This is a genomic window from Streptomyces sp. NA02950, assembly GCF_013364155.1.
GTDB lineage: Bacteria > Actinomycetota > Actinomycetes > Streptomycetales > Streptomycetaceae > Streptomyces.
Genome location: NZ_CP054916.1, coordinates 8298489 through 8321155, shown reverse-complemented (window position 1 = coordinate 8321155; position 22667 = coordinate 8298489). Strand labels below are relative to the sequence as shown.

The following is a 22667-nucleotide window of genomic DNA, read 5'->3' as shown; positions in this document are numbered from 1 at the left end:
TTAGGCGAGGAAGTTCTTGAGCTCGAGGACGAGCTTGCGGATATGTCCGGAGATCACGGGTGTGCCGAGGTTCTTGAGCCGGTCGCGGAACCATTCGTCCACGCTCTGCCGCCCCGAGCTGTTGACCGAGCCGACCGGGATGAGCTTCACACCGGAACGGTGGATGGCCTCGAAGTCCGTCATCAGCGCCCGGTTGTCGTAGAAGTCGGAGATCCACACCACCACGGTGTTACGGGGATCGGCGATCTTCGGCCGGGCCAGGGCCATCGCGGCGGTGCCGTCCGTGCCACCGCCGAGTTTGGTGCGCAGCAGCACCTCGAACGGGTCCTTCACCCAGGGGGTGAGGTCGAGCGCACGGGTGTCGTAGGCGACGAGGTGGACATCCACCTTGGGGAGCCCCGCGAAGATGGAGGCGAGGATGGTGCAGTTGACCATCGAGTCCACCATCGACCCCGACTGGTCGACCACCACGACCATCCGGGCGGGTGTGGTCCGTTTGGCGGTGTGCCGGTAGAACAGCTGGTCCACATAGAGCCGTTCGCTCTCCGGGTCCCAGTTGGTGAGGTTCTTCCAGATGGTGCGGTCCAGGTCGAGGTTGCGGAACACGCGCTTGGGCGGCACCGAGCGGTCGATGGTGCCCACGCTGGTCTGCTGGACCTGGGTGCGCAGCACCTCCGCCACCTCGTCGACATAGCGCCGGATCAGGGCCTTGGCGTTGGCGAGCGCGACGCCGGAGAGGTTGTCCTTGTCCCGGAGCAACTGCTCGATGAGGGACATGCTCGGTGTCAGTTGTCGGGCCAGTGCGTTGTCGGCCAGCACCTCGCGCAGCCGCATCCGCTTGACCAGGTCGCCTTCCAGGCCGGCCAGCACCCCTCTGAGCTCGTCCGCCGACTCGGTGCCCATGGCCTGGGTGCACCAGCCCGCGTCGCGCTTCCAGTCGGACAGCTGCTGGGCGGTGACATTGCCGGTGCCGGTGGCGAACACGTTGAGCAGGAGTTTGGACACCAGCGCGGCGCGCCGGACCTGTTCATCGGGATCGTCCGCCTCGTTCTCGTGCTCGTTGTCGCCGTCCTCGGCCTTGAGCTCCGTCAGGCCCTGGAACTCGGCCTCGAGGTCCGGAAAGCGCTGGACCAGGGTGTCCACGGACACCGACGGGTCGAGCAGGCCGGACGGCAGTCCGATGGTGTCCACGATGGCCACGCTCGCGGCCTCCAGCGTGGGCTGCTCCTCGCGGTCGAACAGCCGGGAGAGCAGACGCCAGTAGAGGACCTGCCGCCGGTTGCGGTCGGCGCCGCCGCCCTCGGGGCCGACCGCGTCGGTGGTCGTGTGATTCGTCTGGTCGCTCATTTCCGCAGCAGCCGTCCCGCCCGCTCACGCAGCACCGCCACAGCGTCGCCCGCCCGGGCATCGGCCTTGGCCACCTTCGGATCGGTGATGCCCATGGCCCACGCGCCACCGTGCACCTCGGTCTTCTTGCGCTTGACCGTGGTCTGGAGGGCCAGCGGCTGGAGCGACCAGCGGCCGCCGTCCCACCGCAGCAGTCCGACACAGGCCGTGGAGGCGGCCACCAGCGCGGGGGTGAGCGGTCCGCAGCCGGGCAGCCGCTCCAGGTCGAAGGGGAGTGTGGTGCCGTCCAGGTCGAGCACCTCTCCGTCGGTGCTGTACTCCTCCAGCAGCACCGGTTCGGCGATGCGCACCGGATGGCGGTCCAGCGGTGGGACCGGGGCGGCCACCGCGTCCGTGAGCTGGACCCGGGCGGTGACGAACGGATCGGCGGGCTCGCCCGCGGTGGCCCGGTCGTCGTCCCACACCAGATCGCCCCCGGCCAGCAGCGGCAGATCGGTGACCTCCAGGGCACGCTGCTCGGCCAGCGCGGTGAGCAGCACGGGGTGGCGGTGCAGCAGACGCCAGACGGCGGGGCCGACGATGGTGTCCACCTTCGCGGCGGTGACACCGGTGCGCACCAGCCGCGAGGGCGCCGCGCCGGTGGGCTCCAGGACGGCGTGCACCTGCACCTGTACGGCGGTGGCGTGCTCGTGCACATCGACCCCGAGGATCAGCAGCCGGCCGGACACGGACTCGACGGGCTCTACTCCTCCGGGGCGTTCGCCGTCGCGGGCCAGCAGCAGGGCGCGGGCCCACAGATCGGCCCAGCGCCGGGTGGGCAGCCGCTCGGCCGTCGCGAGCGGGGAGGCGGCCCGCAGTTCGGCCGCCAGGCCGTCGAGCAGGACCGCCGGACGCCGCAACGCGGGCTCGGCGAGCAGCGCCTCGATGGTCTGGTCGGCGGCGGAGATCAGGTCGTGGCCGATCCCGCGCCAGCCGGTGATGGCGAGCTCCTGGAGCCATGACCGGCATCCGGTGAGCAGCTGGTCCGCCACCGGTGCCGCCGCGGGTGGCTCCTCCCAGGTCTGCCTGGTCCGTCCGAGCGCGGTGTCGAGGCCGGTGAGCCGCGCGTCGTGGACCGCGCCGAAGAGGGCGGTACGGGCCCCGGCCAGGGCCGCGAGGTGTTCTTCGGTGAAGGATCCGGCGGCGACCTTCCCGGCCGCCTCGGCCACGGCCGGACCGAGCGGTGACCCCGAAACGGCGGCGGCCAGGGCGGTCAGCGCCGCGGCGCTGTCCTCACCGAACCGGGCCAGTCCCTGGACGAGGGTGTCATCGAAGCCGGCCACCAGGTCGAGTGCTTCCCCGGCTCCCGGCGGTGTGGCCCCGAGCAGTTCGGCGAGCTGTATTCCGCGCATCAGGCGACCGCCCCCGTGGCCGGAAACCAGTGCAGCTCGGGCACGGGCGCCGTGGTGTCGGGCAGCTCCAGATAGGCCAGATGGCGCAGGAAGCGGCTGAACACCCCGGCGGCCGGGGCCCGTTCCACAGAGCCGTGCAGGCTGCTGACCAGATCCTCCTCCGCGCCCGCCTCGACCCGCAGATAGCGGGCGACCCGCTCCCGGCCGTACTGCAGGACCGCCTCGTCGGCGAGGGCCCGCAGATGTTTGCACGGCGAGCTGTGCAACGCACCGCACGGGCGGTTGTTGTTGGTGCTGCAACTGAGACCGTGGGTGCCCGCGGCGATCGAGGACACATACACCCGGGCGATGTCCGAACCGCTGGACACCACCCCCTGCAACCGCCCTTCCGCCAGCTCGACGAACGGCACCTTCGCCAGCTTGCGCGCCCGGACGGGCGGCACCACCCGGACCGCACTGCACCGTTCCCACGCGGCCTCGTCCGCGTTGACCACTTCTCGACCTCCAGCCCGGCGTCTGCGCCGTATCGGTCCATCACATCCGGCAACAGACCCGGGCGGTCGGCCTCGTCGGCACTCCCCGGGACACGTGGCACAGCACGCCGTTGCCATGAGCCGGTGCCGGAGAAAACCCTTCTCCGCCGACCCGGGACACAGCATGGCGCACCCCACTGACAATCAGCTCACCGGCGAGTGGCGGCGGGCTGGATACGCCGTCACTCGTCCCGGGACGTGGCAAACGCGTGGTGTGGTGCGCGGAGTTGCGCGGGACGCCGCACACCTGGCCTACGCGGCATCATGCACCTGTCATGCGTAGGTGTAGAACCTGGTGTGGTCCAGCAGATCGGCCGGGGTGACGTCGTTCCACGGCTTCATGGTGTCGTTCAGGGCGACCACATCTCGGGTGCCACCGGTCGGCAGATATCCCGACCGCGGATGCAGCTGCTGCCAGTCGGCCCAGAGCTTGTCGATGAAACAGTGGTGCAGCCAGAACACCGGATCGTTGGGCGAGGCCCCCGTGGTCATCTGGCCGCCGACCCACACATGCACCCGGTTGTGCAGATTGGGGCCGCGCCACCCCTCCACGTTGTTGCGGAAGCCGTCGGAGGAGCTGTTCCAGGGGGCGGCGTCATAGGTGGTCAGGGCGAGCACCCGGTCCACCTCGGCCCGGGTGGGCAGCTCGCGGACCCCCGCGCCGAGCGCCCGGCGCAGGAACGTCCGGCCGTCCACCCGTATGTTCATCGGCCATTTGCCACCGCCGAAGGCGAACCGGCCGGTGGTGACCCGGCCGTCACCGCTCCGCCCGTCGCCGCCGAGGAAGTCGTCGGCCCACAGGGAGCTGCGGGGCGAGCGGTCCACGGTCCAGTCCCAGTAGGGCAGGGTGACCGACGGTGTGATGCTCTGGAGCGCCTCCTCGAACTGCAACAGGAACGTGCGGTGCCAGGGCAGGAAGGACGGCGACCGGTGACCGGTCCGCTCCCCGCTGTCGGTGTCGGAGATGATGAAGGCGTTGTGGGTGCTGATGAACTCGTCGTAGCGGCCGGTGCGCTTGAGTTCGAGCACCGCGTCGACGAAATCGCGCTTCTCGGTGGCGGTGAGGTCCGCCTGGTTCTTCCGGACTGCCATGTGTCGGAACTCCTCGGGGGTGGGGATGGACGGCCGGCCGGTGGACCTCAGCCGGTCACCACGGGGACCAGGTCGGCGCCGTTGAGTTCACGCACGGCCGACCGCGCCACGGCGCGCGGCGAGTCGAGGGTTTCGTAGTGGTTCACCAGACTCACCCAGGTGCCGTCGGCGTTCCGCATGACGTGCAGGTCGTCGTTGTCGATCCGGACGACGAACTCCATGCCCTCGAGCGGACCGCCGTGGCCACCCTCCTCCGGCCAGCCCTCGATATGGCGGCCCTCGTACATCTCGTCGAAGGGCTGTGGCATCTCATGGCCTCCGGGCCGCCCGTGCCCCTCCGTGTGTTCGGGGCCTCCGGTGGAACGGGCGGTGGCGGCAAAGGTGTCCGATGCGGTGGCCGCGACGACCGGTCCGGCGAGCGCCGCTCCGGCCAGGCCCGCGACACCACGGTGCAGCACCCGGCGCCGGGTGGGACGCGACATGGTCGACTCCTGTCGTTCGTTGGGGTCCGGGCCGTGAACCGGCCCGCGCCGCCACATGCTGGCAGGGTCGAACGGATCATCAAGTCGACGCGGTGAACGAAGCAACGAACGAGACAACTGTTGTCGGAAGGTGCGGAATTCAACGGCGGATGATCACAGTGACGCTCGTCACCCGCCGTTATGAAACAGGATATTCCGCGCTTGGGATCGCTCCCGACCGCCGATCCTCTTCTCGTACCGCCGTAACCGTGAATCATCCCACGGTCACAACTCGGCGCAATTCCAGGGTCCTCAGGACGCCGCCCGGAGTGGGTCCGCACACCCCGGCGAGGGGGCCGTCACAGGGGTCAGCCGAGGCCCGGCGGCGCCGCCGTCTGCTCGGTCCAGATGGTCTTGCCGCGACGGCTGTAGCGACTGCCCCACCGGGTGGTCATCTGGGCCACCAGGAACAGTCCACGTCCGCCCTCGTCGGTGTCCCCGGCCCTGCGCAGCCGGGGCTGGGTGCTGCTGGGGTCGGTGACCTCGCAGATGAGACCGTTCTCCCGGATGAGCCGCACCCCGATCGGGCCACCCGCGTACCGGATCGCGTTGGTGACCAGCTCACTGACGATCAGTTCCGTGCTGAACGCCAGCTCCTCCAGCCCCCAGGTGGCGAGCTGGTCGGCGGTGGCCTTTCTCGCCCGCGCCACCGATGCGGGGTCCGCGGGGAACTCCCAGCTCGCGACGGTCCACAGCGGGGAGGTACGGGTGCGGGCGAGCAGCAGGGCGCTGTCGTCGGTCTGCCGCTCGTCGTCGACACCGTCCAGCAGCGCGGCACTGATCTCGTTCAGTGGCCGGTGCGGACGGCACTGCGCGGCCAGTTCGTCCCGCAGCCGGTCCATCCCCGTCTCCAGATCGGCCCGGTCGCGGCTGATCAGCCCGTCCGTGTACAGCGCCAGAACGCTTCCCGGCGCCAGCTCGATGGTGAGGGGTTCGAACGGCATCCCGCCGACCCCGAGCGGCGGACCGGGCGCGAGGTCGACGAAGCGGGTGGTGCCGTCGGGGGCCACCACCGCCGGTGGCGGATGTCCGGCGCTGGCCAGGGTGCACTGGCGGTCCACCGGGTCGTAGACACCGATCAGACAGGTGGCGCCGACGGCGTCACGCTGTTCCTGTGTGGCCTCGGCGGCGAGTTGCTCGACCAGGTCCTCCACCCGGGACAGCAGGTCGTCCGGGTCCAGCTCCAGGGCGGCGAGGGTCTGGATGGCGGTGCGCAGCCGGCCCATGGCCGCGGTGGCCGGAAGCCCGTGGCCGATGACGTCCCCGACCACGAACGCCACCCGCAGACAGGGCAGCGGGATGACATCGAACCAGTCGCCGCTGATGCCGGCCCCGCCACTGGCGGGGCGGTAGCTTCCGGCCGTCTCCGCCGCCAGGGTGTCGGTCACGGCATGCGGCAGCAGCCGCTCCTGCAAGGCGACGGCCGCCCGGTGCTCCCGGGCGAAACGCCGTGCGTTGTCGATGCCGAGCGCGGCCCGTGAGCAGATCTCCGTCAGCAGCACCCGCTCGTCCTCGTCGAACGCCTCGGGGCGGTCGGTGCGCCACACCGCCACCAGACCCAGCACCAGTCCGCGTGCCCGCAGCGGGGCGACCGCCAGCGCGTGGCCGCCGTCCGGGATGAACAGACGCTCCTGCTCGGGGCCGACGGCCCGCACCGCGCCCACGCGGTCGGTGGTGATGGCCGCACCGCCCTGGACCGCGCGCAGACCGGTGTTGTCCGGCAGCGGTGGATAGCTGGTTCCGGTGGTGAGCAGTCCATCGGGCCAGTCCCCGGTGGTCGTGGCACCGGCGACCCGGACCAGGTGCTGCTTCCCGCCGCCGAACATCCTCGGTGGCTCGTCACCGGCGAGCACGGACTCGTGCAGTTCCACCGTCGCGAGATCCCCCAGGCCGGGGACGAGGACGTCCACCAGGTCCTCGGCGACACGCACCGCGTCGAGCGAGGCACTGATCCGGGAGGCGGAGTCGCGGAGCAGTTCGAGGTGGTCGCGCACCCGCTTCTGCTCGGTGGTGTCCCGGAAGAGGCTCATCACCCCGGTCGGCACACCACGCGCGTCGTCCAGGCGGAACGCGCACTGGCCCACCGCCCGGTCCCCGTCCGGTGTGCTCAGGGACTGCTCCCGGTCGATGACCGCGTTACCGGTTTCCATCACCTCGCGCAGGACGGCCCGGAAGGACGGTGCGTCCGGTCCGTCCACCACCTCGGCCAGCCGGCTCCGGACCGCGTCCGCGCCCGGCAGCCGCCCGGAGGGGGCGTTGACGCTGAGCACCTTCAGATCCGCGTCGTGGACGGCCACCCCGACGCCGTCCTGGGCGAACAGCGCCCGCAGCAGCGCCACACCCTGTCCCCACTCGGCCGCGGTGTCCGCGGGGGCGGCGAGCACCACGCAGCCGCCGCCGTCCAGCGGTGTCGTTCGGAAGACGGTGTCCACCGAGCCCTGGGTGGCATGCCGCAGCCGGGCCCGGCCGCCAGGAGGGAGCCCCGGACCGCCCGGTGGCTCCTGGTCCTCCACGAGCAGCTCGGTGACCGGACGCCCCACGACATCGGAGGCGGACAGCCCGAGGAGGTCCGTAGCGGCGGCGGACCAGTGCGTGACGGTGCCCGCGCCGTCCAGGACCACGGACGCCACGCGGTCGAGGCAGAAGCCACGATCGCCCGCGCTGTCGGTGGTGGTGTCCATCGGCGGCTGTCCTCACATTTCGGGGGCTCGGAGGCCTGGCGGCCCGGGAACCCGACGGCCCGGGTCGCACATCGCCGGGGTGACTCGGGCGCTCGCACACGTCCTTGCCGTACGTGGCGTGGGGGGCGTGGGTGTCCGCGGGCGGAGGTGATCCGCGGTGGCCGCACGGGAGAGGCCCTGAGCGGGCGCTGCCCGCGCGCCGCTCGCCGTCGCGTCCGTGTCCGGTGGGGCGTACTCCGCGACGGAGCGTGCCACCGCGCCGCACCATCGGTCACGGAGCGGCGTGGTGGCCTCTGGGGAGGTTCCATGTGCCTGGCTGGACCTCACCAGAAGGCGTGTTCCACTATGCCGTAGTTTGTGAAGCAATCAATGGGTGCCGTCGACATTGCGATCCTGTGTTCGAATTTCGTTCGAATGACCTGGACCGCGCCGTTGACCTGCGAGGACACCCATCAGGCGATCCAGTGCGGCTGCCGGGCGGTGGACGGGAGCGGCAGGCCGCCCGCGAGCGCGGTGGCCATGCGCCGCACGGCCTCCCGCAGGGTGTCGGGCGGGAGGGTGTAGGGGACCCGGAGCCGCTGCTCGAAGACACCGGGATGAGCGGCGAACCGGCCACCGCCCTCGATCCGCACGCCGCACTCCACCGCCCGCTCCGCCAGCGATGAGGCGAGCGGCTCCCCGAGGTCCACCCAGAGGGACAGGCCACCGGGCGGCATCCGCCAGCTCCACCCCGGGAGGTGCTCGGCGAGGGCTTCGGCCAGGGCGGCGCGCCGGGTGCGGACCTGGTCCAGGCGGGGTGGCAGCAGCTCGTCCTCCCGGTCCAGGAGATGCAGGGCCAGCAGCTGGTCCACCACCGAGCCGCCCATGTCGCCGGCCACCCGCTGTGCGGCGAGTTCGGTCACCAGCCGCGCGGGGGCGCGCAGCCAGCCGATCCGCAGACCGCCCCAGTGGGTCTTGCTCATCGAGCCGATCGTGAGGACCTGGCCACCGCCGCCGGGCCCGGCGTGCGAGGCGAGGGGCCGCGGGACGGACACATCGAGGGCGAGGTCGGTCAGGGTCTCGTCGACGATCAGCCAGGTGCCGGAACGTTCAGCGGCCCGCAGTACCCGCGCCCGGTCCTCCTCGGGCATCAGACACCCGGTGGGGTTCTGGAAGTCCGGTATCAGATAGGCCAGTTGGGGGACGGCCTGGCGCAGGGTCGATTCCATGACGCCGATGTCCCAGCCGGTGTCGGCCACCGGCGCGGACACGGTGCGCAGCCGGGCCCGGCGCAGGGCTTCCAGGGCGTTGGGGTAGGAGGGGTTCTCCACCATGACGCGGTCGCCGGTGCCGCACAGCACTCCCAGGATCAGGGTGAGGGCGTGCTGGGCGCCGGAGGTCACCAGGATCTGTTCGGGCCGGGTGGCCAGGCCACGGCGGGTGAACCAGTCGGCGACGGCGGCGCGGAGTCCGGGGAGGCCGTAGGGGTGATACCCGGGGGTGCCCGCGTGGTCGGCCAGTTGCGGGGCGATGTGGACGAGTGCGTCGACCAGGGTCTGTCCCGGCAGTTCGGGGGCGGCCCTGGCCAGGTCGATGGCGGTGTCCGGGGGTGGCAGGACCCGGGTCACCCCGTGCGGCGTACGGCCTTCCGGCAGGGCCGTCCAGGTACCGGCGCCCTGGCGGCTGTAGGCGTAGCCGCTCGTCCGCAGCAGGTCGTACCCGGCGGTGACGGTGGCCCTGCTGGTGCTCAGGGCGACAGCCAGTTCGCGTTCGGCCGGGAGCCGTACGTGCAGGGCGATCCGCCCGTCCAGGATCAGTGCGCTGATCTCCCGCGCCAGCTGGCGGAAGGCGGGCCGCATCCCCGCCGGGTCGGGCAGCATCGCGGCCAGTTGCCCGCTGCCCAGCGTTCCGCCGGTCCGGTCTCCGCCACGCATCCGGTGCGGTGTGTCCATTCCCGCCACTTCCCGCCACTCCCCCGAAATTGGCCATGTCGTGCAGGCCAATCACTGTACAGACTCACCGTCCATGGCCTTGAAACCCCTTCCTCCCCTCGGCTACCTGCCACTTGGTGAGCATCCGCTGCGGCGCCTCCCCCAGCTCTTCACCGGACTGGCGCTGTACGGCTTCAGCCTGTCGGTCATGGTCCGCTCCTCGCTGGGCGTCAATCCCTGGAGCGTTCTCTACGAGGGCGTGGCACGGCACACCGGGTTGAGCTTCGGCACGGTGAACGCCGTGCTCGGTGCGCTGGTGCTGCTGCTGTGGATCCCGCTGAAGCAGCGGCCGCGTTTCGGCACGGTGGCCAACATCGCCGTTCTGGCGTGCGCGTCGGACCTCGGCCTCGCGCTGATCCCCCGCGATCTGGACCTCGCCGCCCGGGTGGCACTGCTCATCGGCGGGGTGCTGCTCAACGGGGTGTCGGTGGCGCTGTACGTCGGCGCCCGGTTCGGCCCCGGTCCGCGCGACGGGCTGATGACGGGGGCGTCCGCCGCCACCGGTCGGTCCCTGCGCTTCGTCCGCACCCTGATGGAGATCACGGTGCTGACGCTGGGCTGGCTGCTCGGCGGGACGGTGGGCGTCGGCACGGTGCTCTACGCGGCCACCGTCGGCCCGGTCACTCAGGCGCTGCTGCCCCGGTTCGGCTACCGCCCGACGGACCCGTCCAGTCGGCCGCCACATGACCGATGCGCACCCGCTGCGGATGGTCCCCGACCGGTACGGATCTGACCTTTACGCCGGTGGCGAAGTCGATCGCGGTGACCCGGTCGGCACCGCTCTCGGAGATGACACAGGACGCGCCGTCGCCGCTCACCGTGGCCCAGTACGGCTTCGAGGCGGCCACCAGGGGGCCTTCCCGGAGGGTGGCGCGGTCGACGACGGTGGCGTAGTCGTCCATCGTCCCGGCGACGCAGAGCCTGGTGCCGTCCGGACTCATCGACAGCCCGTGGTGGCGGGAGTCATTGACCCAGGTGGTGCGGTCCTCGCTGGTGTCCGGGTTCTTCGGCAGGGTCTTCAGCCGGGCGATGCGGTCGGAGGCCACGTCGTACTCCAGGAAGCCGTTGAAGAAGGACACCTGGAAGTAGAGCCTGGACTCATCCGGGGTGAAGGCCACCGGCCGGACGGCGTCGGACAGGTCCTCGCGGCCGAAGGCGTCGAGCCGTTCGCGCATGTCGATGACCTTGACCTGTTGGAAGGTCTGCGCGTCGACCACGGTGATGTGCCGGTCGCCCTTCGTGAAGTCCAGCCAGGGTTCGTCCAGCGCGGTGTTGACCTCGCCGATGGACATGTTCCACAGGTACTTCCCGCCGTCCGTGAAGACGTTCTCGTGGGGCTTGTCCCCGGTGGCGAACGATCCGAACTGCCTGCCCGTCTCGATGTCGAGCACATGCACCGTGTTCGAGGTCGAGGCCGACACCGCGACCCGCTTTCCGTCGGGTGACACCGCCATGTGGTCCGAGCGGAATCCGGAGACCGGGAAACGCCACTTGAGGGCGCCGGTCCTCAGGTCGATGGACACCACGTCGGCGAAGCTGGGCCGGGAGACGACGAGGGCGGAGCCGTCCGGGGTGGAGTACATGTCGTCCACGAACTGGTCGTGCCCCTCGCCCGGCCCCTGCCGGATGCCCAGGAAGAACGCCAGCTTGACGGGGTTGAGGTAGATCTCCGTGAGCCGCTGGCCCTTGTCCGGTACGACGTCGATACGGCCGATCCTGCCGAAGTCGCCCCTGGACGCGATGACATCGGCGGTGCCGTCCCAGTTGTTGCCCACGAACATCACCTCACGCAGCCCGGCCGCCGACGCGGGCCGGGCGGTCGCGGTGGCCGTCGCGGAGCCGGTCACCGCCGGCACCATGACGGCGGCGAGGGAGAAGAGTGTGCGCAGGGTCCTCCCGCGCATGGGCCTGCGGGGACGCCGGACTGCGCGGACAGACATGGTCACTCCTCCAGAAGGCCGACTCCGGGGCCTACCGGAACGTAATGAGCGGAGGCGGACGCCACAAGAGCCCGGACAGAAAAAGTGACACAAACTCATCTTCACCGGTTCTCCCGGGCGGAACACACCACGGAAGTCACCGGCGACACCGGCGACACCGGCGGCATCCCCAAACAAACTCTAGGTATTTCCATCGAGACTTCCCCGGAGCCCCCTGATCAGGTTGTCCGAAATTCATGGACGCCCTGCCCCGCGTCTTCGCTACTGGCCCGAGGCCCGCTCCCCCAGATGCTCACCGGCCGTCAGCAGCGCCTCGCCGAAGCACAGGGACAGTTGATTTCGCGAGGTGATACCCAGCTTCGGAAAGACCTTGTACAGGTGGTAGCCGACGGTCCGCGGGCTGAGGAAGAGCCGGGCCGCGATCTCCCCGTTCGTCATTCCCTGTGCGGCCAGCCGCGCGACCTGGAGTTCCCGCGCGGTGAGCAGCGTGTCCGGCGAGGACGGTGACGGTTCCGACGCCTCCGACGCCTCCGACGCCTCCGACGGCGCCACGGCCGGCGGCCGGGCGGCCCGGATCCCCGTCCCCCGCACCCCCGCCGCCCGGAGCTCGGCGTGAGCCAGCTCGGCCCACGGGACGGCGCCGACGGTGCGCAGCCGTTCCTCGGCCCGGCGCAGCTGCTCCCGGGCGTCCTTGACGCGGTGGCGCCTGCGCAGCCACTCGCCGTACAGCAGTTGGGTCCTGCCGAGCTCGAACATCGAGAGTCCGGCAGCCCGCTGGGCCCGGCGGAACAGGGTGTCGGCCTCGGTGTCGGGGGCCAGCAGGGCACGGCAACGCTGGAGCGCGGCATGCAGTTGGGTGGCGTCGTCCGGTACGCCCTGGCGCTCGAAGCGGCTCAGCGCGTCACGGGCCCGGTCCTGTTCCCCGGCGCGCACCAGGGCCTCGACCAGATCGGGGTAGGCCAGCCAGCTGATCATGAAGTGGAAGCGCGGGCTGTCGGGGGCGGTGACCTCGGCGAGGATAGGGGCCGCGCGGTCGGGGCGGCCGTCGGACAGCGCCTGGAGTCCCAGGGACCAGTACGCGAGCGCCGCGGCCGAGGAGATGCGGTGGGGTTCGGCGATGTCCAGCGCCTCCTGGGCGAGCCGGTGGCAGCCGTGGCCGTCTCCGGTGACGGCGGCGAGCCAGGCCAGCAGGGCGCGCAGATGGCTGGCCGGGCCGAGCTGACGGGTCTCGTCGGCCAGCGAGACGCCTTCGGTGCCGAGGGCGACGGCGTCCGTCCAGCGGCCGGTGACCAGTTGCAGCGCGGCCATCGGCGCGAGCAGCATCGGCAGCGCACCGGCCGAGCCGTCCCGGTGCAGGGTGTCCAGGGTGCGCTGATAGGCGTCCAGCACGGTGTCCGCGACGCCCACCAGATACGGCAGGAAGGTGGGGGGACCGGCCCAGGGCAGCACGCCAGTGCCCGGCAGAGAGCTCAGCGGGGCGGCCCGGTGGCGGTCGTCGCAGGAGGTGCCGTAGGGCGTCGGCCCCGCGGTGTCCGCCGCGTCCGCCAGCCCGCTCAGATAGCGGCAGCGCTCGGCCATCCGCCGCGACACCGTGGCCTCGGGTTCGGGGCAGTCCTTCTGCAACCGCTCCAGCAGTCCGGCCACTTCGTCGAGGCGGACCGGGTCACCGGCGATCCACGCCGAGCGGGCCGCCATCGTCAGCGTCTCGCGGGCGAGTTCGGGATCGGAGTCCAGGACCAGCCGGGCACCGTCGAGCAGGGTGGCGCAGGCGACGACGGGGTCACTGGAGGCATGGATGATGGCACCGCGCAGCTGGGCGAGCCGGGCGCGCAGCCCCGAGGTGTCCGCCAGTGGCTCCGCCTGGCTCAGCAGCAGAGCCGCCTGATGGTGCTCGGCGGCCGTCCAGGAGCATTCGGCGGCGTCGATCAGCCAGCGTGCCCGGTGGCGCGGCGCCGAGGTGAGCGTGGCGGCACGGCGCAGTGCCCGGGCGGCGGTGGCCGCGTCGCCGGTGTGCCGCGTCCGGCGGGCCAGTTTCACCAGGCTGCGGGCGAGTTCGTCGTCCGGTCCGGTGGCGGCGGCGGCCAGGTGCCAGATCCGCCGGTCGTCGTCCTCGACGGCGCGTGCCAGGGCGAGGTGGGCGGCGCGGCGGCGGTCCGGCGAGGCGCCCTGGTAGATCACCGAGCGGTAGAGCGGATGACGGTAGCGGACGGACTGCTGGTTCATGCTGAGCAGACGTGCGGAGGCGGCCTGATGCAGGAGGTTCAGGGCCCGGTCGGGGTGGTCGGCGGCGCCCAGGATGGTGGCGAGGCTGCCCTCGGGTTCGGCTGCGGCCAGCAGCAGGACCCCGGACTCCTCGGTCAGCAGGGGTTCGGCGCTGTGCGGGAGGATGCGGTGCAGCCGTTTGGTGAGCGGCAGTCCGTCGGTCAGCGGGACGGCGCCGCGCAGCTGGTCCCGGCTCAGGGCGGTGGACAGTTCGGTCAGCGCCAGTGGATTGCCCTCGGCCTCCCGGATCAGTAACTCCCTTACGGCCGTGGCGCCTTCGGGGACGGCCTGGTCGAGCAGTTCCCCGGCGGCGGCGGTGTCCAGGGGGCGCAGGGTCAGTTCGGGCACCCCGGGGGCCTGGAAGGACGAGCCGTCGCGGACGGCGAGGACCATCGCCACGCCCTCGGGGCCGAGCCTGCGGGCCACGAACCCCAGGGTGTCCGCGGAGGCCGCGTCGATCCACTGGGCGTCGTCCACGAGCAGCAGCAGCGGTGTCTCGTGGGCGGCCTCCGACAGCAGGGTGAGCGCGGCGAGCGCCACGAGGAAGGAGTCGGGGGACGCGGTGTCCATCCCGAACGCGGAGTGCAGCGCGGCCCGTTGGGGCGGCGGTAACCGCCCCTCGAACCGCAGCAGGGGCCGCAGCACCTGGTGGAGTCCGGCGAACGGCAGTCCGGCCTCGCTGCGTACCCCCATGGCCCACAGCGTCCGCAGGCCCTCAGCGGATCCCTCGGCCAGGTCGCGCAGCAGGGCGCTCTTGCCGATGCCCGCCGCGCCGCGCAGGACCAGGGCGGTGCTGTGGCCGTCGCGCGCGGCGGCCGCCATGGCGGCCAGGGTGCGCTGTTCCTCCGCCCGTCCGACGACCGGCATACGAGGTCCTCCTTGTATTGGGGCCCCCGTCGGTTCACCAATTACCTTCACCGAACGACCGGTGCGGATCCAGGCGGTGGGGACCGATTTCGGACGACCTGTCGGAGGGGCCCCAGTCGGACGACAGATGCGGCCGGGTGGCCGTCCGGTCCGACGACTGATACGGGCGGCGGGGCGGCGCAGTCGAACGACAGATGCCCGCGGACCGGACCGCGTCGCAGTCTTGCCGGGAGGGTCCCGCGCTGACGTGCCACCGAGTCCGACGACCGTGTGCCGAAGCAGGAACCGCCTCTGTCGTTGTTCACCGGACGTGGACGGGAGTTATGTCACTATCCGAAGTCGCACCGAGTCACCTGCTGGAGATTCCGGGTGCTCCCTCTCCCCTCGCCGTGGGCCCCTATGAGGTGCTGGACGGCCCGTTGGACGGCGCCGAACTGCTCGACGCGATGCGCACGGTCCTCGACCGGCAGGAACCGTCCGGGGAGGGACCGGTGCTCGTGTCCCCGGGCCCCGATGACCATGTGGTGGACGTGGCCGGTGCCCGGCTGGAGGTCCGCAGCCGGCCGCTGCCGGGCGGTCCGCCCGGTACGCTCGACCCCGTGCTGCCCGCCCCGGCCCGGCGGCGGGTGCTGGTGAGTGCCGCCGCCACCGCCGGACCGCTGCCGGAGCGGGCCGCGGCGCTGTACACCGCGCTGGTCGAGGAGATCGGGCTGCGGACGCGGTGCTACACCGCCGCCGAGATCCAGTCCATCCGGAACGGCCTGCCCCTGGTCGAGCGCTATGCCACCCCAGAACCCGCGCTCGCCGACTGGGCGTTGGTCTTCCGCGACCACTACGTGGAGAACAGCGTCGGCTTCCTGTTGGCCATGGAACGCGCGGGGCTTCCACGGGAGTGGATCTACGCCCTGTCCAAGGGCGACCGCACCCTGCGCCGCGACCGGGTGCACGCCTGGTTCGTCCGCCACGGCTACCGCAGCGACACCCTCGACAACTCGGTGATCAACGGCACCGCCGACACCGCAGCCCGGGCCCACGCCCTCCAGGTCAACGAGCGGGTGAGCGCCTTCGTCGCCCGTGCGCACGCCGAGGGCCGCCGGGTCCTCGTCATCGACGACGGAGGGCTGCTCGCCCAGGGCTACGGCTCCGACGATCCGTTCCCGGAACACGTCGACGCGGCCGTCGAACTCACCGTCAGCGGACTGAAGCGGATCGCCGGAGCGCCCGGCAAGCTGGCCATCCCGGTGCTCAACATGGCCCGCTCACAGGTGAAGACGGAACTGGGCTACAACGAGATCGCCGACTCGTGCGTCCGCAGGCTGCGTGCCATCATCCCGGGCGAGAAGTTCATCGGACGCCATGTGCTGCTGCTGGGCTACGGCACCCTGGGCTCCCGCACCGCACACGCGCTGCGCGCCCTGGGCTGCCGGGTGGGGGTGGTGGACACCGACATCCTCACCCTCATCACCGCCGCCGAGGACGGCTTCGAGACCTACCGCTCCACGGCCGAGGCGCTGGCCCACCGAAGCCCCTTCCTCATCATGGGCGGGACCGGTGAACTCGCCGTCACACCGGCGGATCTGCCACTGCTGCCGGACGGGGTGTTCCTCGCGGGCTTCGCCACCAAGGACTTCAGTCTGCTGGCCGACGGCCACGCCGAGGCGCGCGAAACCGTGATCCCCCACGTCGGGCTGCACTACGCACTGCCGTCAGGGAAGTCGGTGACCGTCCTGGGCGACGGGCGCTCCCTGAACCTCTTCGAGTACGAGGGGATCGCCAACCGCGGCTACGACGCCTACCGGGCCGGAACCCTGCTCGCCGCGAAGAAGCTCTGCCGCGATCTGCACGAGTTCCCGCCGGGTGTGCATCTGGAGCCGGTGAACCGGGTGATCGACGAGGCGGGGCTGTTCACCGCCTACTACGACCGGTACCTCTCCGGCACCGCGTCGCCGTCGAGCGAGGTGGCCGGCCATGCCCGGTAGGACACATGTGTGCGTCGTCGGCTACGGCGTGGCGGGGCGGCTGCACCACCGGCTGCTGGAGGCACTCGGGGTGAGCGTGAGCGTGGTCGACCCGGCCGCCCGGTCGCTGCGGCGGCCGGGGCTCCGGATGGCCGGGTCGGTGGCGGAACTGCCCACCGAACCCGCGGTGGACCTGTGGTCGGTGTGCACCCCGACCGCCGACCATCTGCCCACCGTGGCGGCCGTCCTCGCCCGGGATCCGGCGGCCCGACTGCTGGTGGAGAAGCCGGTGTGCGGTTCGTGGGAGGTGCCCGCGTTCGGCGCGCTGCTCGCGGAGTACCCGCGGGCCCGGATGGTGGTGATGAACCAGTACCAGCACGCCCAGGCCCCGGCGCTGCTGAAGACGGTCACACAGGATGTCGCCCGTCGCTACCCGGTGAGCGCCGTGCGCATCGCGTTCGTGAAGGACCGCCGCGCCGACATAGCGGCGGGACGGTTCGTGGACCGCGACTACGGGGTGTTCGGCTACGAGTGGCTGCATATGCTCGCCCTGCTCGGCACCGTACTGCCGCGCGAGTCCCTCCAGCGCTATCTGGGGACCGTGCCCGGCCCCGAGACCGTGCGGATCGCGCCCGACCCGGAACTCATCAGCACCGCCGCCCATGACACCGTCGCCCTCGACGGATTCGGCACCGTCGAGCTGTACTCCAGCATCGTCGGCCCGGACTCCGAGCCGTACGTGCCGGTCCCCGGCTGGGCCGCGAGGCCCGGCCCGGCCGCCGACGACCGGCTGCGGCTGGTCCGGCTCGACGCGGGCCCGGCGCGGTTCACCCTGGAGCTGGACCCGGTGAGCCTGCCGCGCGGCACCGCCCTTCCGCGCAACACCCACCGGCTGACCGTGGATCTGCCCGGCCGCCGCCAGGAGTGGCTGGTCCACGACTCCCCGCTGGAGAACGCGCTGCGTCGGGCCATGACCGCGCTGCTGGCCGACTCCGCGCCGCCGGAGTACGACTTCGGACCGGTGCGCCGCATCGGCCTGCTGGCGGAGCTGGCCCGCTCCACCGAGCCCTTCGCCCCCGTGCGCTCCGTATCCGCCGACCTCCCTTCCCCCCTGTGAGAGTGACGCGCCATGACCCGGATCTGCTTCGTCATCCCCAGCAACCCCTTCGACCAGTACTTCGTGCAACTGCCCCTGGACGCGGTCACCGCCGCGGGGCAGTTGCGTGCCGACGGCCATGCGGTGGCCATCTGGGACCAGCGTCTCCAGGACGCGCCCGACACCGCCGAGGACGGCTTCGACCTGCTGATCGCCATCACCGCGATCGCCGACCGGGCCCAGTGCTATCCGCTGGAACTGGGCCCGGTGGCGGCCGCCGTGGAACGCGCCCGGCTGCGCTTCCCCGGGGCCCGCACCCTCGCGGTCGGCGCCCACCCCACCCACCTCCCGGAGGCCACCCGGGCCGAACTCGGCGTCGACCACGTGGCCCTCGGCGAGGTGGACTCGGCGGCCGTCGGCGCGGTGCGCTCGCTGGAGGCGGGCGCCACCGACCCGGTGCTGTCCCCCGACTCCGGGAACCTGCCGGCGTCCACCGGGGCGCGGCCCTACCCCGCCGTCCCGCTGGAGGAATTCGCGTTCCCGGCCTTCGACCTGGTCCCGGTGGCCCGCTACACCGCCGAGGTCATCACCGGGGGGCTGCCGATGCCCGGTCCGTGCGGCATGGTGCTCGCGGCCCGTGGCTGCACCTACGGATGCACCTTCTGCCATCTGCCGTTCGGCACCCGGATGCGCACCCAGCCGCACGACCGGGTGATGGCCGAGATCGAGGCCCAGCAGGCGGCGGGGCTGGAGTTCGTGTTCTTCCTCGACTACGTCTTCGGCATCAACAAGGGCTTCTACCGCGAGCTGTGCGGGCGGCTGAAGGGCCGGGGACTGGGCTGGGTGGGGCAGACCCGGGCCGAGATCGTGCTGAAGAACGACGTCTCCGAGTGGGCCGAGGCGGGCTGCCAGGGCATGTGGCTGGGCGCCGAGTCCCCCGCCATCGCCGACACCGGCGTGCACAAGCGGGTCACCGAACAGCAGGTCCAGGAGGCGGTACTGAGGCTCCGCGACGCCGGTATCACCCCCTTCGCGTTCGTCCTCCTCGGCCTGCCCGGCGACGACGCGTGTGTATCCGGCCGACTGGTGGACTGGGCGGCCGGGATGCCCGCGTGGTTCGGCATCAACCAGCTCTTTCTGCGCCCCGGTACCAGCCTCTACGACGATCTGGCCCCCGCCCTCAACGGTGGCAGGCGGCCCGCCACCTGGCAGGAGGTGCAGGAGGTCACCCGGCGCTACCGCGCGGAGTACCCGGTGGACCTCGACGCCCAGCAGCAGCGCCTCACCGAACTGCCGAACTACCTCGGCAACGCCATCGTGCCGGTCGGCTGAAGGGGTCGGGTCATGCTCCGGTTCGGAATCATCGGCTGCGGATCCATCGGCGGTTTCCTCGGCCGGCTGCTGACCCGCGAGGATCAGCCGCTGTACGGCAGGGCCCGGCTGGCGGGCGTGGCCTGCCGCGACCCGGGCCGGGCCGCGGCGTCGGCGGCCGAACTCGGCTGCCCGGCCGGGCGGGTGGCCGAGCTGCTGGCCCGCCCCGATGTGGACGCCGTCGCCGTGTGCACCCCCAGTGGCACCCACGGCGAGCTGGCCACGGCCGCCCTGGAAGCGGGCAAGCACGTCCTGGTGGAAAAGCCCCTGGAGGTCACGACGACCGCCGCCGGACGGCTGCTGACCGTGGCCGCGCGGCGTGCGGACCGGACGCTGGGGGTGATCTCCCAGCGCCGGTTCGACCCCGCGGCACAAGTGGTCAAGGCCGCCGTCGACCGCGGTGAGCTGGGCCGGATCACCTCCGTACTCGTGGAGTTGCCATGGTGGCGTGGACAGCGGTACTACAGCTCCGGTTCCTGGCGCGGCACCCGCGACCTGGACGGTGGCGGGGCCCTGATGAACCAGGCCGTACACACCCTCGACCTGATCCAGTGGCTGGCCGGGCCGGTGACCGAGGTGGCGGCGCACACCGCCCTTCTGGCCCACCGTCACATCGAGGTCGAGGACGTGGCCACCGCCAGTCTGCGGTTCGCCGACGGCGCCCTCGGCACCGTCCTGGCCACCACGGCCGCCTACCCCGGGCGCACCGCCCGGATCGCGGTGCACGGCGACCGCGGCTCGGCCGTCATCGACAACGACGAGCTGACCTGGTTCCACGCCGCCGGTGCGGGCGAACAAACCGCTGACCACGGCGCGTACGGCGAGGGCAACCAGGCCGCCGAACGGCTCGCGCTCCACCCCGGTGCGGACCGGGAGCCGGTACGGGACCGGATCGGACTGCTCTACCAGCCGCACCACGACCAGCTGATGGACTTCTGCGACGCCGTGGCGGACGGACGCCCGCCGCTGGTGGACGGGGCGGCCGGGCTGCGGGCGCTCGCCGTCGTGACCGCGGTGTACGAGTCCAGCCGCACCGGTGCCCCCGTGCCGCTCGATCCCCGTGTCCCACCCCCCGTAGCCGACGAGGGACCCGCCGCGGCGGACACCGCGGCACCCGCCGAAAGGACCAGCAGCGCCATGAGCGAAACCCTGCCCGCCACCGCTGCCTGCTCCGGGCGGAAGGCGGCCATCGCCGGCCTCTTCGACCGCAGCGCCCCGACCTACGAGCGTGTAGGTGTCACCCACTTCGACGACCTGGGCGAGCGGCTGGTGGAGCACGCCGGGATCCGGCCGGGCGAACGTGTCCTCGACGTGGGCTGCGGCACCGGCTCGGTCCTGCTGCCCGCTGCCCGGGCGGCCGCCGGATCCGGTGGCGAGGCCATCGGGATCGACCTCTCGCCGGGCATGGTGGCGCGCGCCCGCGAGCGCATCGCGGACGCCGGTCCGGACAACGCCCAAGCCCACACCGGTGACGCCGAGACCGTGGACTGGGGAGTACCGGGGCCGTCCGCGACCGGCACCTTCGACGCGGTGCTCGCCGGGATCTCGATGTTCTTCTTCCTCGATCCGGTGGCGGCCATGGTGCGCTACCGGGAACTGCTGAACGACGGCGGACGGCTCGCCCTGTCGTGGTGGGGCAGGCCGGATCCGCGCTGGGACGCCGTGTTCCGCGCCAGCGCCCCGTACGGCGGTCTCTCCGCGCACCGGCTGCCCGACGACAGCCCGTTCCGGTCGGCCGACGCGCTGCACACCGCGCTCGAGAAGGCCGGATACCGGTCGGTCGAGACGGTGGAGGAGGCCTGTGTGACCCGCTTCGTCGGGCCGGGTCAGTGGTGGCGCTGGGTGTGGTCGACCGCCGGGCGGCAGTTCTGGGAGAGCGTCCCCGAGGACGCGAGGGAAGAAGCCACCGCGGCCGTCGACGCCGAGCTCAAAAAGCTCATGGCGCCCGACGGAAGTCTCACCAGTTCGTCCAAGGTGCGATTCACCCTCGCGAGGACGGACTGATGAGCGAGGCCGGGGCCGCCGCGTGCCACACCCACGGCGCCGCGGCGGCCCGGCACCCCCTGTTCTCCCCGGCGTGGCTGGACCTCGCCGCCGCCCATCCCGCGGCGCGGACCCTCGACCCGGCGGAGGCCATCCGTATCGAGCTGCGCCTCACCGACGCGCCGCCGTACGTCCCGGACACCGTCACCGTGCTGGCCGACCTGGCCACCGGCGCGCTGCGGTTCCTCGGCGGAGCCACCCCGGAACGCCCCACCGTGGCCTGCGCCCTCGGTCACGCCGATGCCGCCACCTTCCTCTTCGGCGACGCGGAACGACGGGTGCGGCTCTTCGAACACGGTGGTCTGGGGCTGGAGGGCGTGTTCCTGTTCGTCTTCTTCCTCGACCGGCTGCTGCAACAGGACACCGCCGGATGTCTGGCGGCGCTGCGCGCCGGGACCGAGGGGCTGCCGTCCGCCGCCGCGCCCGCGCCCGTCCCCCTGGTCCCGCGGGGTGGTGACGACGAGGCGGGCGCGGTGCGCGCCGCCACCGACGCGCTGCCGGAGACGATGGCCCGGCTGCGGGCCGAACTCGGCCGTACGACACCCGGCGCCCAGCTGTACGTTTCGCACGCCCCGTCGGGCACCCGTGTCTCGGCGGGACTGGGCGAGTGCCGCCCCGGAGTCCCGTTCACCCGCGCCTCCCTGCCCATCTGGTACTGCTGCTCCAAAACCCTCGGCGCGGTGGCCCTCGGCCAGCTGTGGGAGAAGGACCTGGTGGATCCGGAGCGGCCGGTGGCCGACTACCTCCCCTGGTTCTCCGGCGACGGCCGCGAGCACATCACGCTGTACCAGCTGCTCACCCACACCAGTGTGATGCCGATGGCGCTCGACCCGCTGCACGGGATCGTGGCCACACCGAAGGATCTGCGACGGGGCCGGCTCAAGAGCATGACACCGCCGCCGGACGCCACCCCCGGCGCAAAGATCAACTACGCGCCCTGGTGGGCCTGGTTCCTGCTCTCGGACGTGGTCGAGGCGGTCGACGGGCGCAGCTACGAGCGCTACCTGGCCGAGGAGGTCCTCGCGCCCTGCGGGATGCGCGACACCCGCGTCATCCTCACCCCCCAGGAGTACCGCCGTACGGCCGACCGCCTTCCCCTGATCTACATCACCGGTGGCGGACAACCCGCCCAGGCCACCCACTGGTTCGCCACCGAGGCGTCGTGCACCCGGCCGATTCCGGGGCTGAACATCCGTGGTCCGATGTCCGACCTCGGGCTGTTCTTCGAAGCGCTGCTCGCCCGGGGGCAGGGCCGGGCGGGGCGGATCCTGCGGCCACAGACGGTGGCGGCGCTGACGGCGCACCACCGGGTCGGGCTGGTCGACCCGTTCGGCAACGCCGACTGGGGGCTGGGCTTCCGCCTCGAATCACACCACCTCGGTGACCACTGCACGGCGTACAGCGGACATGCGTCACTGCGCACTTTCGGGCACTACGGACTGTGGACGTCGCTGGTCTTCGCCGACCCCGACGCCGGTCTGGTGGCCGCCCTCCACCTCAACGGAAAGACCTGGCAGGAGGAGCACCAGGAGCGGACCGTCGCCCTCTGCGACGCCGTGTACCGCGATCTCGGTCTGGTCTGACCCCCGGCCCGC

15 protein-coding genes are annotated in these 22667 nt (G+C 72.0%); 6 read left to right on the top strand and 9 right to left on the bottom strand.

Translation table 11 applies throughout. The features are described 5' to 3' along the window. The 7 genes from HUT19_RS36030 to HUT19_RS36000 form a co-directional block, all read right to left on the bottom strand. The gene (locus HUT19_RS36030; RefSeq protein ID WP_176184733.1) at positions 1 to 1347 is read right to left on the bottom strand and encodes a VWA domain-containing protein; all 1347 of its coding nucleotides are present in this window, start codon (positions 1345 to 1347) and stop codon (positions 1 to 3) included. Further along, the gene (locus HUT19_RS36025) at positions 1344 to 2738 is read right to left on the bottom strand and encodes a hypothetical protein (RefSeq protein WP_176184731.1); all 1395 of its coding nucleotides are present in this window, start codon (positions 2736 to 2738) and stop codon (positions 1344 to 1346) included. The genes HUT19_RS36030 and HUT19_RS36025 overlap by 4 nt, the downstream gene beginning before the upstream one ends. Continuing rightward, positions 2738 to 3232 (bottom strand): hypothetical protein, encoded by a 495-nt coding sequence (locus HUT19_RS36020; protein WP_176184729.1) that lies wholly within the window; start codon positions 3230 to 3232, stop codon positions 2738 to 2740. Before HUT19_RS36020 ends, HUT19_RS36025 begins: the two co-directional genes overlap by 1 nt. A 312-nt stretch (positions 3233 to 3544) precedes the next feature. Continuing rightward, positions 3545 to 4363: a tyrosinase family protein gene (locus HUT19_RS36015; RefSeq protein WP_176184727.1), complete on the bottom strand. Its 819-nt coding sequence runs from the start codon at positions 4361 to 4363 to the stop codon at positions 3545 to 3547. 47 nt (positions 4364 to 4410) lie between these two features. Next, the gene (locus HUT19_RS36010; protein WP_176184725.1) at positions 4411 to 4845 is read right to left on the bottom strand and encodes a tyrosinase cofactor; all 435 of its coding nucleotides are present in this window, start codon (positions 4843 to 4845) and stop codon (positions 4411 to 4413) included. 347 nt (positions 4846 to 5192) lie between these two features. Next, entirely contained in the window at positions 5193 to 7565 is a 2373-nt protein-coding gene (locus tag HUT19_RS36005; RefSeq protein WP_176184723.1) for a SpoIIE family protein phosphatase, read from the bottom strand. 452 nt (positions 7566 to 8017) lie between these two features. Beyond that, on the bottom strand, positions 8018 to 9496 hold the full coding sequence (locus HUT19_RS36000) for a PLP-dependent aminotransferase family protein (RefSeq protein WP_176184721.1): 1479 nt from the start codon (positions 9494 to 9496) through the stop codon (positions 8018 to 8020). Between the two features lie 73 nt (positions 9497 to 9569). Between HUT19_RS36000 and HUT19_RS35995 the strand changes: the two genes are divergently transcribed. Beyond that, complete coding sequence (locus tag HUT19_RS35995) at positions 9570 to 10268, top strand: YitT family protein (RefSeq protein WP_254885965.1); 699 nt, start codon at positions 9570 to 9572, stop codon at positions 10266 to 10268. Here HUT19_RS35995 and HUT19_RS35990 read toward each other — a convergent pair. Together HUT19_RS35990 and HUT19_RS35985 are read right to left on the bottom strand one after the other, a co-directional pair. Next, positions 10156 to 11439 (bottom strand): YncE family protein, encoded by a 1284-nt coding sequence (locus HUT19_RS35990; protein ID WP_217712394.1) that lies wholly within the window; start codon positions 11437 to 11439, stop codon positions 10156 to 10158. The two genes, HUT19_RS35995 and HUT19_RS35990, sit on opposite strands and share 113 nt — an antisense overlap. 297 nt (positions 11440 to 11736) lie before the next feature. Further along, positions 11737 to 14604 carry a LuxR family transcriptional regulator gene (locus tag HUT19_RS35985; RefSeq protein WP_176184719.1) on the bottom strand — a complete coding sequence of 956 codons (2868 nt, stop codon included), beginning with the start codon at positions 14602 to 14604 and terminating at the stop codon, positions 11737 to 11739. A gap of 323 nt (positions 14605 to 14927) precedes the next feature. On the opposite strand from HUT19_RS35985, the gene HUT19_RS35980 reads away from it, so the two are divergent. From HUT19_RS35980 to HUT19_RS35955, 5 genes are read left to right on the top strand one after another with little or no spacing between them, the layout of a single operon-like run. Continuing rightward, a complete protein-coding gene (locus tag HUT19_RS35980; RefSeq protein WP_176184717.1) occupies positions 14928 to 16583 on the top strand; it encodes a hypothetical protein in 1656 nt (551 codons plus the stop codon). Then, on the top strand, positions 16573 to 17679 hold the full coding sequence (locus HUT19_RS35975; RefSeq protein WP_176184715.1) for a Gfo/Idh/MocA family oxidoreductase: 1107 nt from the start codon (positions 16573 to 16575) through the stop codon (positions 17677 to 17679). Before HUT19_RS35980 ends, HUT19_RS35975 begins: the two co-directional genes overlap by 11 nt. A 12-nt stretch (positions 17680 to 17691) precedes the next feature. Beyond that, entirely contained in the window at positions 17692 to 18990 is a 1299-nt protein-coding gene (locus HUT19_RS35970) for a radical SAM protein (RefSeq protein ID WP_176184713.1), read from the top strand. A 12-nt stretch (positions 18991 to 19002) separates the two neighbouring features. Next, positions 19003 to 21033: a Gfo/Idh/MocA family oxidoreductase gene (locus HUT19_RS43605; protein WP_254885964.1), complete on the top strand. Its 2031-nt coding sequence runs from the start codon at positions 19003 to 19005 to the stop codon at positions 21031 to 21033. After that, positions 21033 to 22655, top strand: coding sequence for a serine hydrolase (locus tag HUT19_RS35955; protein ID WP_176184711.1), 1623 nt, complete (start codon positions 21033 to 21035; stop codon positions 22653 to 22655). The genes HUT19_RS43605 and HUT19_RS35955 overlap by 1 nt, the downstream gene beginning before the upstream one ends. Positions 22656 to 22667: the final 12 nt, after the last annotated feature.

Coding starts and splice junctions, on each gene's coding strand:
- HUT19_RS43605 (WP_254885964.1), top strand. CDS start 19,003: ATGCTCCGGTTCGGAATCATCGGCTGCGGATCCATCGGCGGTTTCCTC.
- HUT19_RS36015 (WP_176184727.1), bottom strand. CDS start 4,363: ATGGCAGTCCGGAAGAACCAGGCGGACCTCACCGCCACCGAGAAGCGC.
- HUT19_RS36030 (WP_176184733.1), bottom strand. CDS start 1,347: ATGAGCGACCAGACGAATCACACGACCACCGACGCGGTCGGCCCCGAG.
- HUT19_RS35955 (WP_176184711.1), top strand. CDS start 21,033: ATGAGCGAGGCCGGGGCCGCCGCGTGCCACACCCACGGCGCCGCGGCG.
- HUT19_RS35995 (WP_254885965.1), top strand. CDS start 9,570: ATGGCCTTGAAACCCCTTCCTCCCCTCGGCTACCTGCCACTTGGTGAG.
- HUT19_RS36025 (WP_176184731.1), bottom strand. CDS start 2,738: ATGCGCGGAATACAGCTCGCCGAACTGCTCGGGGCCACACCGCCGGGA.
- HUT19_RS36010 (WP_176184725.1), bottom strand. CDS start 4,845: ATGTCGCGTCCCACCCGGCGCCGGGTGCTGCACCGTGGTGTCGCGGGC.
- HUT19_RS36005 (WP_176184723.1), bottom strand. CDS start 7,565: ATGGACACCACCACCGACAGCGCGGGCGATCGTGGCTTCTGCCTCGAC.
- HUT19_RS35980 (WP_176184717.1), top strand. CDS start 14,928: ATGTCACTATCCGAAGTCGCACCGAGTCACCTGCTGGAGATTCCGGGT.
- HUT19_RS35985 (WP_176184719.1), bottom strand. CDS start 14,604: ATGCCGGTCGTCGGACGGGCGGAGGAACAGCGCACCCTGGCCGCCATG.
- HUT19_RS35990 (WP_217712394.1), bottom strand. CDS start 11,439: ATGCGCGGGAGGACCCTGCGCACACTCTTCTCCCTCGCCGCCGTCATG.
- HUT19_RS36000 (WP_176184721.1), bottom strand. CDS start 9,496: ATGGACACACCGCACCGGATGCGTGGCGGAGACCGGACCGGCGGAACG.
- HUT19_RS35970 (WP_176184713.1), top strand. CDS start 17,692: ATGACCCGGATCTGCTTCGTCATCCCCAGCAACCCCTTCGACCAGTAC.
- HUT19_RS35975 (WP_176184715.1), top strand. CDS start 16,573: ATGCCCGGTAGGACACATGTGTGCGTCGTCGGCTACGGCGTGGCGGGG.